Here is a 15991-nt window from a genome sequence, read left to right as displayed (position 1 = left end):
GGGTTTAATTTGAACGTTCAACTGGTCGATGCCCAATTTTACACTGCCAAATTTCAACGGTGGATGGTATTAGTTAGCTTATGCAATCTGAACCAAGCGGCATCGACATTCTTAAGACACGCGCCGGAATAATAAGCATTTCGGCATGAAGACGATTGCAGAAGGGAAACACAGAATGCTGCGATTTCCATTCACACTGGGACAGACGCTGAAGCTCAAGGTAACCGCGACGGTTGCTGTTGCGGTGTTGGTATCCGCTCTATCGACCGGTTCGGCTTTTGCCGACGCGAAATTTCGCCAGTGGGTGGCGAGTTTCCGTCCGGTCGCCATCAACGCCGGTGTTTCGCCGTCGACATTCGACCGCGCGTTTCGCGGTGTCGACGCGCCTGATCCCGTCGTGCTGGAAAAGGCCCGCTATCAGCCGGAGTTCACTGAACCTGTCTGGAATTACATCGACAACCGCGTGAATGAGGATTCCACCGGCGTTGGCCAGAACATGGCGCGCAAATGGGGCCCATGGCTACAGCGCATCGAACAGCGCTTCTCGGTTGACCGGAATATTCTGCTAGCCATCTGGTCGATGGAAAGCAATTACGGTGAGATTCTCAAGCGCGACGACGTGATGCGCGATGCGGTCCGTTCCCTCGCAACGCTGGCCTATGCCGATCCAAAGCGCGCCAAATATGGGCGCACCCAGTTGATCGCTGCGATGAAAATTCTCCAGACCGGCGATATCGACCGCGGGCATCTGTCCGGTTCGTGGGCGGGCGCCCTTGGCCACACGCAGTTCATCCCGACCAGCTATCAGGCTTATGCTGTCGATATGGACGGCAATGGCAAGCGCGACATCTGGAATTCCATTCCCGATGCGCTCGGCACTGCTGCCAATCTCCTGCATCGCAATGGCTGGCAGCCGGGCCGGACATGGGGCTATGAAGTGGTGCTTCCCGCTGGCGGCAAGTTCCCGTCCGGTTCGCTGAGCGTGGCCGAATGGCAAAAGCGCGGCGTCGTGCGCGCCAATGGACGCCCCTTCCCCGACGCAAGCGAAAAGGTAACGCTGAAGGTGCTGGATGGGCGTCAGGGGCCGGCCTTCCTGATGACCAAGAACTTCTTCGTCATCAAGCGCTATAACAATGCCGACAAATACGCGCTGGCCGTAGGCCTCCTCGCAGACCGCATCAGCGGTTATCAGGGGCTGCGGCAAGACTGGAACCGTCCCTTTACGCCGATCACCATGAATGAGCGTCAGGAATTGCAGACGCATCTCAAGGCGCTCGGCTATTATGACGGTAATATCGACGGCAAGATCGGCTCGACGTCCCGCAAGGCCATCGAGGCTTTCCAACAGCGCAACGGCTTGCAGCCGGATGGGCATCCGAGCAAGGAAGTCTTGTCCGTTCTGCGCCGTCGTTAAGACAACAGACTGATTGATCGGAGCGCGTTTCCCATGAAACGCGCTCCATTTTATTTTTGCGGCGAGCCGGGTTACTGTGGCTTTGCAACGAAAGCGGAATTGATGCGCAAACCTCGGATTGCAGGCAATATGTTGAAAGCTGTCGGTATCATGCTGGCGGCATTTGCACTGCTGCTTTCCGGTCTGGCCAGCGCATCGGCGCAGGATCGTCCACGAACACTGCTCGACTTGCTGTTCGGTTCACGGCAGCCCCAGCGCCAATATGAACAGCCCCAGCCTCAGCAAAGCCGGCCAAAGCCGAAACGCGCACCGAAGACACCATCGCCCGTTTCCCGCAAGCCCGCTCCCGAACCAGCCGTGCCCGCAGTGCCTGTCGTCGAGAAAAGCCCGGATGCAAAGAAGGTTCTGGTCGTCGGTGACTTCATCGGCAGCGGATTGGCTGAAGGCCTTGATGTGGCCTTTGCATCTGACCCGGACCTGACCGTCGCGAGCCGTATCAACGGGTCATCCGGTTTCGTGCGCGACGACCATTTCAACTGGCCGGACAATATCGGCAAGATACTGGACGAAGAAAAACCTGCCGCCGTTGTCGTGATGATCGGCTCCAACGACCGTCAGGCGATCACGACCAATGGCGCCAGCCTCGCCGCCCGCTCACCGGAATGGACGACCGAGTATCAGAAGCGCGTGGCGCAGTTCGTCAAGGTGATCAGCGACCGCCACTATCCGCTCGTCTGGGTGGGGCAGCCTTCCTTCCGACCGAAAGGCATGTCGCAGGATATGCTGGCGCTGAATGAAATCTACCGCACCACCACGGAAAAGGCAGGCGGCAAGTTTGCCGACGTCTGGGATGGCTTCATCGACGAGGACGGCAATTTCACCCAAACAGGCTTCGACATTAACGGCCAGACGGCGCGCTTGCGCGGAAACGATGGCATCAACATCACTTCGGCAGGCAAGCGCAAGCTCGCCTTCTATGCCGAAAAGCCGTTGCGCGCCTATCTGGGCGGCGGCAGGGAAGAGGGCCAGCCCCTGCCAGCTGCCGGGGCACAAGACCCATCAAAGCCGGTTGACCGGATCGCGCCCGTCAGCCTGCGCGACATCAACAAGGATGATAGCGGTGTTCTGCTCGGCGGCAATCTTGGCGTCCGGCCACAAACGCCACGACCGGAACCGGTCGAGAAGAAACCCGCGCCTGGCCGCGCCGACGATTTTTCATGGCCGCGCCCAAGCGCAACCCCCTAACGGATGGCCCTCTAATAGTTATATAAATTCTATATTAGTGCTTTGATTAGCGGTTTTCCCGTCAAATATTAGCCTAATTATTATATTCCGCGCTGTTCCCATCGCCGTTCTCATCGTTTATCAGAAAGCACCGTTCGCCTGACCGGGCGGACAATCGCGGGTGCGATTTACCGGCATCCGCCTGATAAAAAGAGGCGTTTGAATGAACATCGCATCCAAACCTTCTGTCGATTCCGATCGGGAGGAGGATACTCACCTTGCGCGCAATCTATCCAACAGACACCTGCAGCTGATCGCCATTGGCGGTGCCATCGGCACCGGCCTTTTCATGGGCTCAGGCAAGACCATTTCGCTGGCTGGCCCGTCGATCCTGCTCGTCTATGCGGTGATCGGCTTCATGCTGTTCTTCGTGATGCGCGCATTGGGCGAAATCCTGTTATCCAACCTCGAATATCGTTCCTTCGCGGATTTTGCGGGCGACTATCTCGGCCCTTGGGCGCAATTCTTCACCGGCTGGACTTACTGGCTCTGCTGGATTGTGACAGGCGTGGCAGACGTCGTCGCCGTATCGGGTTACGTGTCGTTCTGGTTTCCGGAACTGGCGCTCTGGATACCGGCTCTCGGGCTGATCTTCACGCTTCTGGCACTCAATCTGCCCACCGTGCGCAATTTCGGCGAAATCGAATTCTGGTTCGCCCTGATCAAGATCGTCGCCATCGTCGGGCTGATCATTGCCGGTGTGTATATGCTTTCGACCGGCTTTACCCTGCCTAATGGCAGCCAGGCATCGGTCGCGCATTTGTGGAATCATGGCGGCTTCTTCCCCAACGGTTTCCTCGGCTTTGTGGCCGGTTTCCAGATCGCGGTCTTCGCCTTTGTCGGCATCGAGCTGGTCGGCACCGCCGCTGCCGAAACCAAGGACCCGGTGCGCAATCTGCCAAAGGCAATCAACTCGATCCCGATCCGCGTGGTCCTGTTCTATCTCGGTGCGCTGTTTGTGATCATCACCGTGATCCCATGGGATCAGGTCGATCCAAGCTCCAGCCCGTTCGTCGCCATGTTCTCGCTGGCCGGTCTTGGCATCGCCGCGCATGTGGTCAATTTCGTCGTGCTCACCTCGGCAACGTCGAGCGCGAACTCCGGCATCTACTCGACCTCACGCATGATTTATGGCCTCGCCACTTCGAAGCTCGCGCCAAAGGCGCTCGGCAAGCTGAATAACCGCAAGGTGCCGGTCAACGCGCTGTTCTTCTCGTGCATTTTCCTGCTGGCAGGTGTGGTTCTGCTTTATGCGGGCCAGAGCATCATTGAAGCCTTCACGATTGTCACGACGATCTCAGCCCTGCTCTTCATCTTCATCTGGTCGATCATTCTGGCGTCTTATCTGCAATATCGTCGCAAGCGCCCCGACCTGCATGAAAAGTCCACGTTCAAAATGCCGGGCGGACGTGCCGCCGTTGTCATGGTCTTCGCCTTCTTCGCCTTCATTCTGTGGGCACTGGCACAAGAGCCGGACACCGCCGCGGCCCTGAAGGTCACGCCATTCTGGTTCGTCTTCCTCGCCATCACCTATCTGGTGATGAAGGCCCGGCGCAGCCAAAGCTAAACCGCCAACAGACACAAAAAAGCCCGGAGAAAACTCCGGGCTTTTTCAATTTAATCGCTTGTCTTTTAACGGGGCAAAACAGAGCTACCCATTAGATCAGCATCGATGGCATGGGCGGCCTGACGGCCTTCACGGATCGCCCAGACAACCAGCGACTGACCACGGCGCACATCGCCTGCGGCGTAAAGCTTGTCGACATTGGTGCGATAGTCCTGCTCATTGGCTCTGACCGACTTGGAGCCGCGACGATCGGTTGCGACGTCGAGCTTGTCGCCCAGTTCCTTGACCACGCTGTCTTCACCCGGACCGGCAAAGCCGATGGCGATGAATGCAAGGTCCGCCTTGATGAAGAATTCCGAACCGGCAACCGGCTTGCGCTTTTCATCAACCTGACAGCACTTCACATGGGTCAGGCGGCCTTCTTCGCCGATGAATTCCAGCGTTGCGACCTGAAACTCGCGCGCGGCGCCTTCAGCCTGGCTGGAAGAAGTGCGCATCTTGGTGGCCCAATAAGGCCAGACGCTCAGCTTGTCTTCCTTTTCCGGCGGCTGTGGACGAATATCGAGCTGCGTAACGTTCACTGCGCCCTGACGGAAGGCAGTGCCCACACAGTCCGATGCGGTATCGCCACCGCCGACGACCACGACATGCTTGCCGCCAGCGAGGATCGGAGCCGAAGCCCAGGCGACGGACTCGATGTTCTCGCGACCGACGCGACGGTTCTGCTGCACCAGATAGGGCATGGCATCGAAAACGCCTTCCAGATCGGCACCGGGAATGCCTGCCGGGCGCGGGCTTTCGGAGCCGCCGCTGTAAAGCACGGCATCATAGGTATCGAGAAGGCCGCGCAGCGGCTTGTCGACGCCGATATTCACACCGCACAGGAAGCGAACGCCTTCACCTTCCATCTGCGCCACGCGGCGATCGATGTGGTGCTTTTCCATCTTAAAGTCCGGAATACCGTAACGCAGCAGACCGCCGGGGCGGCTTTCACGCTCATAGACATCGACCATATGGCCAGCACGCGCCAGCTGCTGTGCAGCAGCAAGGCCAGCCGGGCCGGAACCGATGATGGCGACCGACTTGCCGGTCTTGTTGGCGGCTGGCTGCGGCACGATATAGCCCAGCTCATAAGCCTTGTCGCCCAGAGCCTGCTCGACCGTCTTGATCGCAACCGGCGTATCTTCGAGGTTCAGCGTGCAGGCTTCCTCGCAAGGCGCCGGGCAGACGCGACCGGTGAATTCCGGGAAATTATTGGTCAGATGCAGGTTGCGGATCGCCTGATCCCAGTTGTTGTTATAGACCAGATCGTTCCAGTCCGGGATCTGGTTGTGTACCGGGCAGCCCGTCGGCCCATGGCAGAACGGAATACCGCAATCCATGCAGCGCGCAGCCTGCTTCTGCACTTCACCATCCGTCATCGGAATGGTGAACTCACGGAAGTGACGGATACGATCCGACGCTGGCTGGTACTTTGCTACCTGCCGGTCGATCTCTAGAAAACCAGTTACCTTACCCATTCTTCTACTCCCCTCGGCCTGAGACCAGCGCATGGTCTGCTTTGCCGGAAGTTGCCCTGTCCGCCGCGTCATTCTTTAACGCGCAGGCATGACAGAGCGTTGTTATCTCTTCATATGGCGAAGGGCGCCCGACCCGAAGGTCGGGCTCCGCTTGTCAGGATCACTCAGCCGCGACACCGATCTGCATGCGCTCCATCTCTTCCAGAGCGCGACGGTATTCGACCGGCATGACCTTCACGAATTTGGGACGATAGCTCTCCCAATTGTCGAGAATATCCTTCGCCCGTGTCGAGCCTGTGTAATGCAGGTGGTTGGCGATCAGCTGCACCAGACGTTCCTCATCATGATGGGTCATATTGGCCGAAACGTCCACACGGCCCTTATGCATGAGATCACCGCCATGGTGATGCAGCTTTTCGAGAATGTCGTCTTCTTCCGGAACCGGCTCCAGTTCGACCATTGCCATATTGCAGCGCTGGGCGAAATCGCCTTCCTCGTCAAGCACATAGGCGACACCGCCTGACATGCCCGCCGCGAAATTGCGACCCGTCTGACCGATAACCACGACGACACCGCCGGTCATGTATTCACAACCGTGATCGCCCACGCCTTCGACAACCGTGACCGCGCCAGAGTTGCGGACGGCGAAACGCTCGCCTGCAACGCCGCGGAAGTAGCACTCGCCTTCAAGCGCACCGTAGAGCACCGTATTGCCGACGATGATGGAATCTTCGGCGACGATACGCGTATCTTCCGGCGGGCGGATAACGATGCGGCCACCCGAAAGCCCCTTGCCGACATAGTCGTTGCCATCGCCGATCAGTTCGAACGAGATACCGCGCGCGAGGAATGCGCCGAAGGACTGGCCAGCCGTGCCGCGAAGCGTAACAGCGATGGTTTCATCCGGCAGGCCCTTGTGGCGGAACCGCTTGGCAACTTCGCCCGACAGCATGGCACCGGCAGAACGGTCGACATTCTTGATGCCGATGTCGATCTTGACGGGCTTGCGTTCTTCGAGCGCAGGCATGGCTTCAGCGATCAGCTTACGGTCCAGAACGTCCTCAATCGGATGATGCTGACGCTCCGTCCAGTAGATCTCATGCTTCTCAGCCTCTGGCTTGTAGAAGATGCGGCTGAAATCGAGGCCCTTGGCCTTCCAATGGTCGATCATCACCTGCTTTTCCAGAAGCTCGGTCTCGCCGATGATCTGTTCCAGCTTTGTGAAGCCCATCGAAGCCAGCAGCGCACGCACTTCTTCCGCCAGATAGAAGAAGAAGTTGATGACATGTTCCGGCGTGCCCTTGAAGCGCTTGCGCAGAACCGGGTCCTGCGTCGCCACGCCCACCGGGCAGGTGTTGAGATGGCACTTGCGCATCATGATGCAGCCGGCGGCAATCAGCGGCGCTGTCGAGAAGCCGAATTCGTCGGCACCGAGCAGCGCACCAATCACCACGTCGCGGCCGGTCCTGAGGCCACCATCGACCTGCAAGGCCACGCGGGAGCGAAGCCCGTTCAACACCAGCGTCTGGTGGGTTTCGGCAAGGCCGATTTCCCATGGGCTACCGGCATGCTTCAGCGAGGTGAGCGGCGAAGCGCCCGTGCCCCCATCATAACCCGACACTGTAATGTGGTCGGCGCGTGCCTTGGCAACACCGGCCGCAACCGTGCCGACACCCACTTCCGATACCAGCTTGACCGAAATATCGGCAGCCGGATTGACGTTCTTCAGATCGTAGATCAGCTGCGCCAGATCTTCGATCGAATAGATGTCATGGTGCGGCGGTGGCGAAATGAGGCCAACGCCCGGGGTCGAGTGGCGGGTTTTCGCGATGGTCGCATCAACCTTGTGACCCGGCAGCTGGCCGCCTTCGCCTGGCTTTGCACCCTGCGCAACCTTGATCTGGATCAGATCGGAGTTGACGAGATATTCCGTCGTGACACCGAAACGGCCCGAAGCAACCTGCTTGATCGCAGAGCGTTCCGGGTTCGGCGTGCCGTCCGGCAGCGGATAGAAGCGATCCGGCTCTTCGCCACCCTCACCCGTGTTCGACTTGCCGCCAATGGCGTTCATCGCCCGCGCCAGCGTGGTATGCGCCTCACGGCTGATCGAGCCGAAGGACATGGCACCGGTCGAGAAGCGCTTGACGATATCGACCGCCGGTTCAACTTCATCGATGGAAACCGGCTTGAGACCGCGATCCCCGGCAAAGCGGATATCGAACAGGCCGCGAATGGTCTTGGCCTGCGCCGACTTGGAGTCGAGCATGCTCGTATATTCGGTGAACGTATCCGGGTTCGAGGTGCGCACTGCATGCTGCAGCTTGGCAACCGCGTCCGGCGACCACAGATGTGCTTCACCGCGCATGCGGTAGGCATATTCACCGCCGACTTCCAGCGAGGTCAGCAGAACCGGGTCGTTACCGAAAGCATCGGTGTGACGGCGCACCGTTTCTTCGGCGATTTCGTCCAGACCAACACCTTCGATGCTGGTGGCCGTGCCGAAGAAGAACTTGTCGACAAAGCTCGACTGCAAGCCGACAGCGTCGAAAATCTGCGCGCCGCAATAGGACTGGTAGGTCGAGATGCCCATCTTGGACATGACCTTGAGAATACCCTTGCCGATCGACTTGATGTAGCGCTTGACCACTTCATACTCGTCAACTTCCGGCGGGAATTCGCGGCGGCGATGCATGTCGAGCAGCGTATCGAAGGCGAGATACGGGTTGATCGCTTCGGCGCCATAGCCTGCGAGGCAAGCGAAATGGTGCACTTCGCGCGGTTCACCCGATTCGACCACGAGGCCGACCGAAGTCCGCAGACCCTTGCGGATCAGATGGTGATGTACGGCAGCCGTCGCCAGCAGAGCTGGGATCGGAATGCGGTCCGGACCAACCTGACGGTCGGACAGAATAACGATGTTGTAGCCGCCATGAACAGCCGCTTCGGCACGGTCGCACAGACGCTCGATGGCGCCATGCATGCCAGCTGCGCCCTCACCTGTATTATAGGTGATGTCGAGGGTCTTGGTGTCGAAACGATCTTCCGTGTGACCGATGGAGCGGATCTTTTCCAGATCGCCATTGGTCAGGATCGGCTGGCGCACTTCCAGACGCTTGCGGCGCGAGTTGCCGATAAGGTCGAAAATGTTGGGGCGCGGGCCGATGAAGGAGACGAGGCTCATCACCAGTTCTTCACGGATTGGATCAATCGGCGGGTTGGTGACCTGCGCGAAGTTCTGCTTGAAATAGGTGAACAGCATCTTCGACTTGTCGGACATGGCCGAAATCGGCGTATCCGTGCCCATCGAACCGATAGCTTCCTGACCGGTGGTCGCCATCGGGGACATCAGAAGCTTGGTGTCTTCCTGGCTGTAACCGAAGGCCTGCTGACGGTCGAGCAGGCTCACATCCTTGCGCAGCGCACGCGGTTCGACCGGGCTAAGGTCTTCCAGAATGAGCTGGGTGTTGCCAAGCCACTGCTTGTAGGGATGCTTCTGCGCGATCTGCGACTTGATTTCCTCATCGGAAACGATGCGGCCCTCTTCCATATCGATGAGCAGCATGCGGCCCGGCTGAAGACGCCACTTCTTGACGACCTTCTTTTCTTCTACCGGCAGAACGCCAGCTTCCGAAGCCAGAATGACGAAATCATCGTCGGTCACGATGTAGCGGGCCGGACGCAAGCCATTACGGTCCAGCGTTGCGCCGATCTGGCGACCATCCGTGAAGGCCACGGCGGCAGGGCCGTCCCATGGCTCCATCAAAGCAGCATGATATTCGTAGAATGCGCGGCGATCATCCGACATCAGCTTGTTGCCGGACCATGCTTCGGGGATCAGCATCATCATCGCATGAGCGAGGCTGTAGCCGCCCTGATGCAGGAATTCCAGCGCATTGTCGAAGCAGGCCGTATCCGACTGGCCTTCGTAGGAAATAGGCCACAGCTTGGAAATGTCGTTGCCGAACAGTTCCGAGTCGACCGAAGCCTGACGCGCCGCCATCCAGTTCACATTGCCGCGCAGCGTGTTGATTTCGCCGTTATGCGCGACCATGCGGTACGGGTGAGCCAGACGCCAGGACGGGAAGGTGTTGGTCGAGAAACGCTGGTGAACCAGCGCCACCGCGCTTTCAAAGCGCGGATCGCGCAGGTCCTTATAATAGCTGCCGACCTGATAAGCCAGGAACATGCCCTTATAGACGACCGTGCGCGCCGACATGGAAACAACGTAGAAGCCGTTATCGTTGCCGTCGTTTTCCTGATAGATGCGGTTGGAAATGACTTTGCGCAGCACGAACAGGCGGCGCTCGAACTCATCGTCGGTTTCCAGCATCGGGTTGCGACCGATGAAGACCTGGACGTGGAAAGGTTCGGTCGCGGCAATATCCGGCGCCTTCGACAAGGATGAATTGTCGACTGGCACTTCACGGAAGCCGATGAACTGCTGGCCTTCGGCAGCGATCACTTCCTTGACGATTTCTTCGGCATGAGCGCGCAGCTGGGCGTCGCGCGGCATGAACAGATAGCCCACGCCATAATGGCCTGGCTGCGGCAGGTCGATACCCTGACGCGCCATTTCCTCACGGAAAAAGCGATCTGGAATCTGTACGAGAATGCCTGCGCCGTCGCCCATCAGCGGATCAGCGCCAACGGCGCCGCGATGGGTAAGGTTTTCGAGCATCTTCAGGCCGTTTTCCACGACCTCATGCGACTTCTTGCCCTTCATATGGGCAATGAAGCCAACGCCGCATGCATCATGCTCGTTGCGCGGATCGTAGAGTCCTTGAGCTGGCGGGACACCCGCCGCCTTAGTTTTTCGCGTCGTTCGGGTGGAAGCGGTCGTCGCAGCTTTGACCGTTCCGTTCTGTACGTTGTGAGAAACCACATTCGATACAGATGGCGTCAAATGCGTCATCGTCATTCCCTCCGTTTGGCCCTCTTCATGAGGCGCGCGATCATTATATACCGAGATAGTGACAACCATCTCGCTGGTGTGTTCATTCTATGGAAAGCCTTATCGACAAGGCGTTGGACGAGGTTCCGGGCAAATGGCAAGGCCAAGCGGGCAAAGCCGGTGCGAGGAACGATGTTTAGCGCCTTATTCTCATCAGGCTCGGACAGACGATATCCAGCCCGCCAGATGATGGCGCACTCGAAACTCCCTGTCACAGTCGGAGCGCCGGTGACCGTCAAGCCATTGGCCTGCCAGCACAGCGCTTTTATTTCTGAAACCGACGGCACGGTTCTATCCGTGTTTTCCGCCTGCATCAGCTTTTAATTGGACAGCATTGCTGTCCTAATTACGTATGACAGAATTCAAATTGCCTCACAAGATGGAAACGCAATTTTTCTCAGCAACTTCCGTAATAAAATATCAAAAGCTGTGATTTTACTGGATTTTAATTGCGTTTAGCCGCCATTGCGTCAGTTTGGCGCGCTTTTGTTCACAGTGCCATTGCCTATAAAATAGGCATACTGATGACATTTTTCGCGTAAGCCGGGCCTTAACCGCTTCTGTCAGACAGGTTATAGAGACATCAACTGAGCCTAAGCCCATTTAACCCATCTGGAGGAACACGTGCATTTTGCATCAGACAACTGGGCGGGCGCCCATCCGAAAATAGCAGAAAGCCTTTCGCTGCACGCAGCCGGTTTTGCCGCCGCCTATGGCGCAAGCGAACTCGACAAGCGTGTTGAGCAGCGCTTCAATGAAGTCTTCGAGCGCGAAGTTGCCGTCTTCTTCGTCGGCACCGGCACAGCCGCGAACTCGCTGGCACTGGCCAGCGTCAACCGTCCGGGTGGCGTTTCGCTGGTGCATCGCGAAGCGCATGTCATCGAAGATGAATGCGGCGCGCCTGAATATTTCACCGGCGGCGCACGTCTTCATCCCATTGACGGTGCGCTCGGCCGGATCGACCCTGAACTGCTCAAGCGGGAATTGAAGCGCTTCAACCCGGCTTTCGTCCATGCCGGACAGCCAATGGCCGTCAGCATCACGCAGGCTACGGAAGTCGGCACGCTCTATCAACCGCAACAAATCGCCACCATTTCGAAAATCTGCCGCGATTCTGGTCTGCCGCTTCACATGGATGGCGCACGTTTCGCCAATGCTCTGGTCACGCTCGGCCTGACACCAGCCGAAATGACATGGAAGCAGGGCGTCGATATCGTCTCCTTCGGCGGCACTAAGAATGGCTGCTGGTGCGCGGAAGCGCTGGTCTTCATGGACCCGGCGCGCGCAAAGGATCTGCCGTTCATTCGCAAGCGCGCAGCGCAGCTCTTTTCCAAGACCCGTTTTGTGGCAGCACAATTCGATGCCTACCTGCAAGATGATCTGTGGCTGGAACTCGCGCGTCATTCCAATACGCTGGCTACCCGGCTTGCAGGCCACGTTAACGCGTCCAGCCAGATGCGCATTGCCTGGAAGCCGGAAGCCAATGAAGTTTTCGCCATCATGAAACAGTCGGTCTATGACCGCCTGCGCAATGCCGGAGCGATCTTCTACGACTGGAACCCGCCACATTCGGAAGAAAACCGCATTGGTGAGGGCGAGATTTTCGCCCGCTTTGTGACCAGCTTCGCCAACACGGAAGAAGATGTGGACCGGTTCGGCGACATGATCGCCTGAGTATCTGATCCATACGCACCATAAAGAAAAGGCGGCGCTGCAAAGCGCCGCCTTTCTTATTTCTATAGGCTTATCCGCGATTAGTGCGCGGTTTTGGCTTCGATCTGCTGAGCGCTGTCGGAACCAGCCTTGGCGACTTCGATCTTGCGCGGCTTCATCTGTTCAGGAATCTCGCGCTTGAGGTCGATGTGCAGAAGGCCATTCTTGAGGCTTGCACCAGCGACTTCGACAAAATCAGCAAGCTGGAAGCGGCGCTCGAAAGCACGCGAAGCTATACCGCGATAAAGCACTTCACCGATATCGGATGCCTTTTCGTCAGCCTTCTGGCCCTTTACGGTCAGCTGGTTGCGATGGGCTTCGATTTCAAGTTCGCTTTCGGAAAAGCCCGCAACGGCCATGGTGATGCGATAGGTGTTCTCACCCGTGCGCTCAATATTATACGGCGGATAGGACTGTGTGCCCTCCGGCGAAGCGAGCGAATCAAGCATGGTGAAAAGCCGGTCGAAACCAACCGTGGAACGATAGAGCGGGGAAAAATCTACGTGACGCATGTGTTAGCCCTCCTTCAGAGCGACATGATGCATGGTTCCGCATAATCCTTTCCAAAAACCGACCTGCGGCTTCGGGATCATGCATGGCGGCGAAACTCCCTTATTGGCGAATTCCTTGATGCCGGCGGCCCCTTTTTGGCGACCGCAAAACTCATTTGGGAATGGCTGTTTTGCTTTTCAAGAGTGCTCTCAAACAACAATCCCGCCAGCCTCGCCTACACGGCATGTCACTTCGCGTAACAACTCCTGATCCGTAGCGGCCTACATTTTTGGGAGCAACCGCACAGTGAACCCAAAATGAACATCATCTTCCGCGAGCGTTCATCTGCTTGGGGCTAATACATGTCCCGTCATGCCTGTCGCTCGGCAGGTTTTATTAAGGATCACGGTTATGAAAAAAGCTGTTCTCGCTTTTGCCGCACTTGCTACCGTCGCTACCGGCTTTGCGACCCCTTCCCTCGCTGACAGCTCGGGTTTGCGCGTCCAGGTTCAGTATTACGACAACAATGATGGTTATCGCCCACGCCCGCCGCGCCCGGATGCACCACCTCCGCCGCCCGGCTATGGCCGCCCGGATCGTCGCCCCGACTGGGGTAATCGCGATACGCTGCGCCCGCGTGAAGTCACCCGCATGCTGGAACGCCGCGGCTATGCAGTCGGCGACATGCGCCGGGATCGCGACACCTATATGGTCCGCGCCACACGTCCGAATGGTCGTCGCGTCATCGTTATGGTCGATGCCTTTTCCGGCCGTATCGTCGGCGAACGTCGCCCGGGCGGCTACTAAACATTTGAGAAGTCGGAACGTCTGGCCGCAACGTCCCTTGCACCTGACGATCCTTTGGCCGGAAGTTCGCTCGCGAACTTCCGGTTACTTTTTATCATCACTTCGCGCATAATACTCGAGACGATCAGGGCATTATCATTCGGGAAAGGCTGCGCAACGGATGTCGGAACTACTGTTCGAAACCGATGCGAATCCGATTCCGCATGGCATACGGTCCGGCTTTTTTACGAGCCATTCGGATTATCCCGACAGAACTTTGCGTTATAGCATTCTGAAGCCGGAATCAGGCCCGGTGCGCGGCACGGTCATCGTGCTGCAAGGTCGAAACGAATTCATCGAAAAATATTTCGAGACGATGAGCGAGCTGACGGCACGCGGCTTTGTTGCCGCCACCTTCGACTGGCGCGGCCAGGGCGGCTCTCACCGGCTGCTGCGCGACAGGCTTCGCGGCTATGTCCGCAGTTTCGATGATTATCAGGAAGATCTGGATCATTTTTTGACAGATATCGTTCTGCCCGATTGCCCGCCGCCCTTCTATATTCTCGGCCATTCTTCCGGCGCCATGGTGGCGCTGGCTTCAATGGGCAGCCTGTCGTCCCGCATCACGCGCATGGTGCTGTGCGCGCCTTTCATGGGCCTCGCCACACAGAAATTGAGCGACGATGTCGTGCGCCGCCTGGCTGCCACGCTGCGACGCATCGGGCTTGGAACGCTCTATGCCTCTGGTGGGAAAAGGCTGACTGCGCGACCCTTTGCAGGAAATCCGCTGACCAGCGATCCGGCGCGTTTTATGCGCAACACGGAAATCACACGCCTCTTCCCCGATCTGGCGCTAGGCGGACCGACTGTGCGCTGGGTGTGGGGTGCGCTTGAAACGGCGCGCCGCATCAATCAGCCGGATTTTTATGAGGAAAGCCCCAGTGTGCCTGTGCTGATCATTGCAGCGGGTGACGAACGTGTTGTGTCGACGCCGGTGCTTGAGCGTTTTGCGGCGCGCACGCGCAATGTTTCACTGATTACCATCGACGGCGGACGCCACGAATTGTTGCAGGAAGCCGATTTCTATCGCGAGCAGCTCTGGGCCGCATTCGACGCCTTCATTCCCGGATCGTCGGATGTCGAAACCATGCCGGAAACCATCGAGCCAGAATTTTCCGGCGTCTGACAGGCAGGAACGGGGGAACCGGCCCGACAGGCCGATCCCCCGAAATGTTTTAGTCATTCAGCAAATCAAGCGCAGCCTTGTGCAGTTCCGGCGTTGCTGCTGCGACGATATCACCAGCCTCTTCGGCAGGGCCGCCATCGCGACGTGTGATCACGCCACCCGCCTGCTCGATGATCGGGATGAGCGCCACGATATCGTAAGGCTGCAAACCAGCCTCGACGACAATATCGACATAACCGCCTGCGAGCATTGCAAAAGCGTAGCAATCGACACCATAGCGCGACAAGCGCACGGCGCTTTCAAGCCGGTCAAACCCTTTGCGGTTATCTCCTTTGAACATCGCTGGCGTCGTCGTGAACAGCGTCGCATCCGCCAAGGTCGCACCTTTGCGCACGGAAAGACGGCGCGGCTCCTCACCGTCACCTTCGCGCAGCAAATAGGCGCCTTCGCCGTCGCTGTAGAACAGCTCACCCGTGAAAGGCTGTGACATCATCCCGGCGCGGGCATCGCCATCCACTGTCAGGCCGACCAGCGTGCCCCAGACCGGCAGACCGGATATAAAGGCGCGCGTGCCGTCTATGGGGTCGATAACCCAGACATGGCTGCGGTCGGTATTTTCCGGGCCGTATTCCTCACCCAGAATGCCGTGCTCCGGGTAGCGGTGCCCAATGACGGCACGAATCGCCCTTTCCGCAGCGCGGTCCGCTTCGGTGACAGGGTCGAATCCGACGCTGTATTTGTTGTCCACCTCGTTCAATTGACGAAAACGCGGCAAAGTTTCAGCTGCTGCCGCCGCTGCCACTTCGGAAAAAAATGCCTTGTCGATGAGCAACCCCATTCTCCTGTTTCCAAGACATGGCTGCAACTTGTGCATCCATGCTAATTTTGCTCAATTATTGAGCAAGAAAATATCCGCCCAAAAAATATGCGCATTTTCTTGACGCAAGCACCTTTCGCGCGTAACTTAAAGATCAGACAGGTCTTCCTGTCGATGCCTTTCGGGGCATTTCCTCCCTAGTCTTTGGCCGCGTTCGTATTGTTCGAGCGCGGCTCTTTTTATCTGCCTGCTAAATTGAAT

At 57.9% G+C, this 15991-nt stretch carries 10 protein-coding genes; 6 read left to right on the top strand and 4 right to left on the bottom strand.

Annotation, left to right across the window (positions count from 1 at the left end; translation table 11 throughout):
* Nucleotides 1-175 precede the first annotated feature (175 nt).
* The 3 genes from FHW03_RS04990 (at nt 176) to FHW03_RS04980 (ending at nt 4265) form a co-directional block, all read left to right on the top strand.
* Complete coding sequence (locus FHW03_RS04990) at nt 176-1414, top strand: lytic murein transglycosylase (RefSeq protein ID WP_182519627.1); 1239 nt, start codon at nt 176-178, stop codon at nt 1412-1414.
* Nucleotides 1415-1516: 102 nt separating this feature from the next.
* Nucleotides 1517-2659: a DUF459 domain-containing protein gene (locus FHW03_RS04985; RefSeq protein ID WP_182519626.1), complete on the top strand. Its 1143-nt coding sequence runs from the start codon at nt 1517-1519 to the stop codon at nt 2657-2659.
* Nucleotides 2660-2861: 202 nt separating this feature from the next.
* Nucleotides 2862-4265: an amino acid permease gene (locus tag FHW03_RS04980; RefSeq protein ID WP_182519625.1), complete on the top strand. Its 1404-nt coding sequence runs from the start codon at nt 2862-2864 to the stop codon at nt 4263-4265.
* Between the two features lie 65 nt (nt 4266-4330).
* Here FHW03_RS04980 and FHW03_RS04975 read toward each other — a convergent pair whose 3' ends face one another.
* Nucleotides 4331-5785 carry a glutamate synthase subunit beta gene (locus tag FHW03_RS04975; protein WP_182519624.1) on the bottom strand — a complete coding sequence of 485 codons (1455 nt, stop codon included), beginning with the start codon at nt 5783-5785 and terminating at the stop codon, nt 4331-4333.
* Between the two features lie 160 nt (nt 5786-5945).
* On the bottom strand, nt 5946-10697 hold the full coding sequence (gene gltB, locus FHW03_RS04970; protein WP_182519623.1) for a glutamate synthase large subunit: 4752 nt from the start codon (nt 10695-10697) through the stop codon (nt 5946-5948).
* A 663-nt stretch (nt 10698-11360) separates the two neighbouring features.
* On the opposite strand from gltB, the gene FHW03_RS04965 reads away from it, so the two are divergent.
* Nucleotides 11361-12410, top strand: a complete 1050-nt coding sequence (locus FHW03_RS04965) for a low specificity L-threonine aldolase (RefSeq protein WP_182519622.1) — start codon at nt 11361-11363, stop codon at nt 12408-12410.
* 80 nt (nt 12411-12490) lie between these two features.
* Here FHW03_RS04965 and FHW03_RS04960 read toward each other — a convergent pair whose 3' ends face one another.
* Nucleotides 12491-12961, bottom strand: coding sequence for an Hsp20 family protein (locus FHW03_RS04960; protein WP_182519621.1), 471 nt, complete (start codon nt 12959-12961; stop codon nt 12491-12493).
* Between the two features lie 391 nt (nt 12962-13352).
* On the opposite strand from FHW03_RS04960, the gene FHW03_RS04955 reads away from it, so the two are divergent.
* Together FHW03_RS04955 and FHW03_RS04950 are read left to right on the top strand one after the other, a co-directional pair.
* Nucleotides 13353-13748, top strand: a complete 396-nt coding sequence (locus FHW03_RS04955; RefSeq protein WP_078339241.1) for a PepSY domain-containing protein — start codon at nt 13353-13355, stop codon at nt 13746-13748.
* 160 nt (nt 13749-13908) lie between these two features.
* The gene (locus FHW03_RS04950; protein ID WP_182519620.1) at nt 13909-14913 is read left to right on the top strand and encodes an alpha/beta hydrolase; all 1005 of its coding nucleotides are present in this window, start codon (nt 13909-13911) and stop codon (nt 14911-14913) included.
* Between the two features lie 49 nt (nt 14914-14962).
* On the opposite strand, the gene hisN is transcribed toward FHW03_RS04950, so the two are convergent.
* Entirely contained in the window at nt 14963-15745 is a 783-nt protein-coding gene (gene hisN, locus FHW03_RS04945; RefSeq protein WP_182520052.1) for a histidinol-phosphatase, read from the bottom strand.
* Nucleotides 15746-15991 lie beyond the last annotated feature (246 nt).

Origin of the sequence: Ochrobactrum sp. RH2CCR150 (assembly GCA_014138095.1) — a bacterium.
In the GTDB taxonomy this organism is placed as follows: Bacteria; Pseudomonadota; Alphaproteobacteria; order Rhizobiales; family Rhizobiaceae; genus Brucella; species Brucella gambitense.
This window is presented reverse-complemented; position numbering and strand designations above follow the sequence as displayed.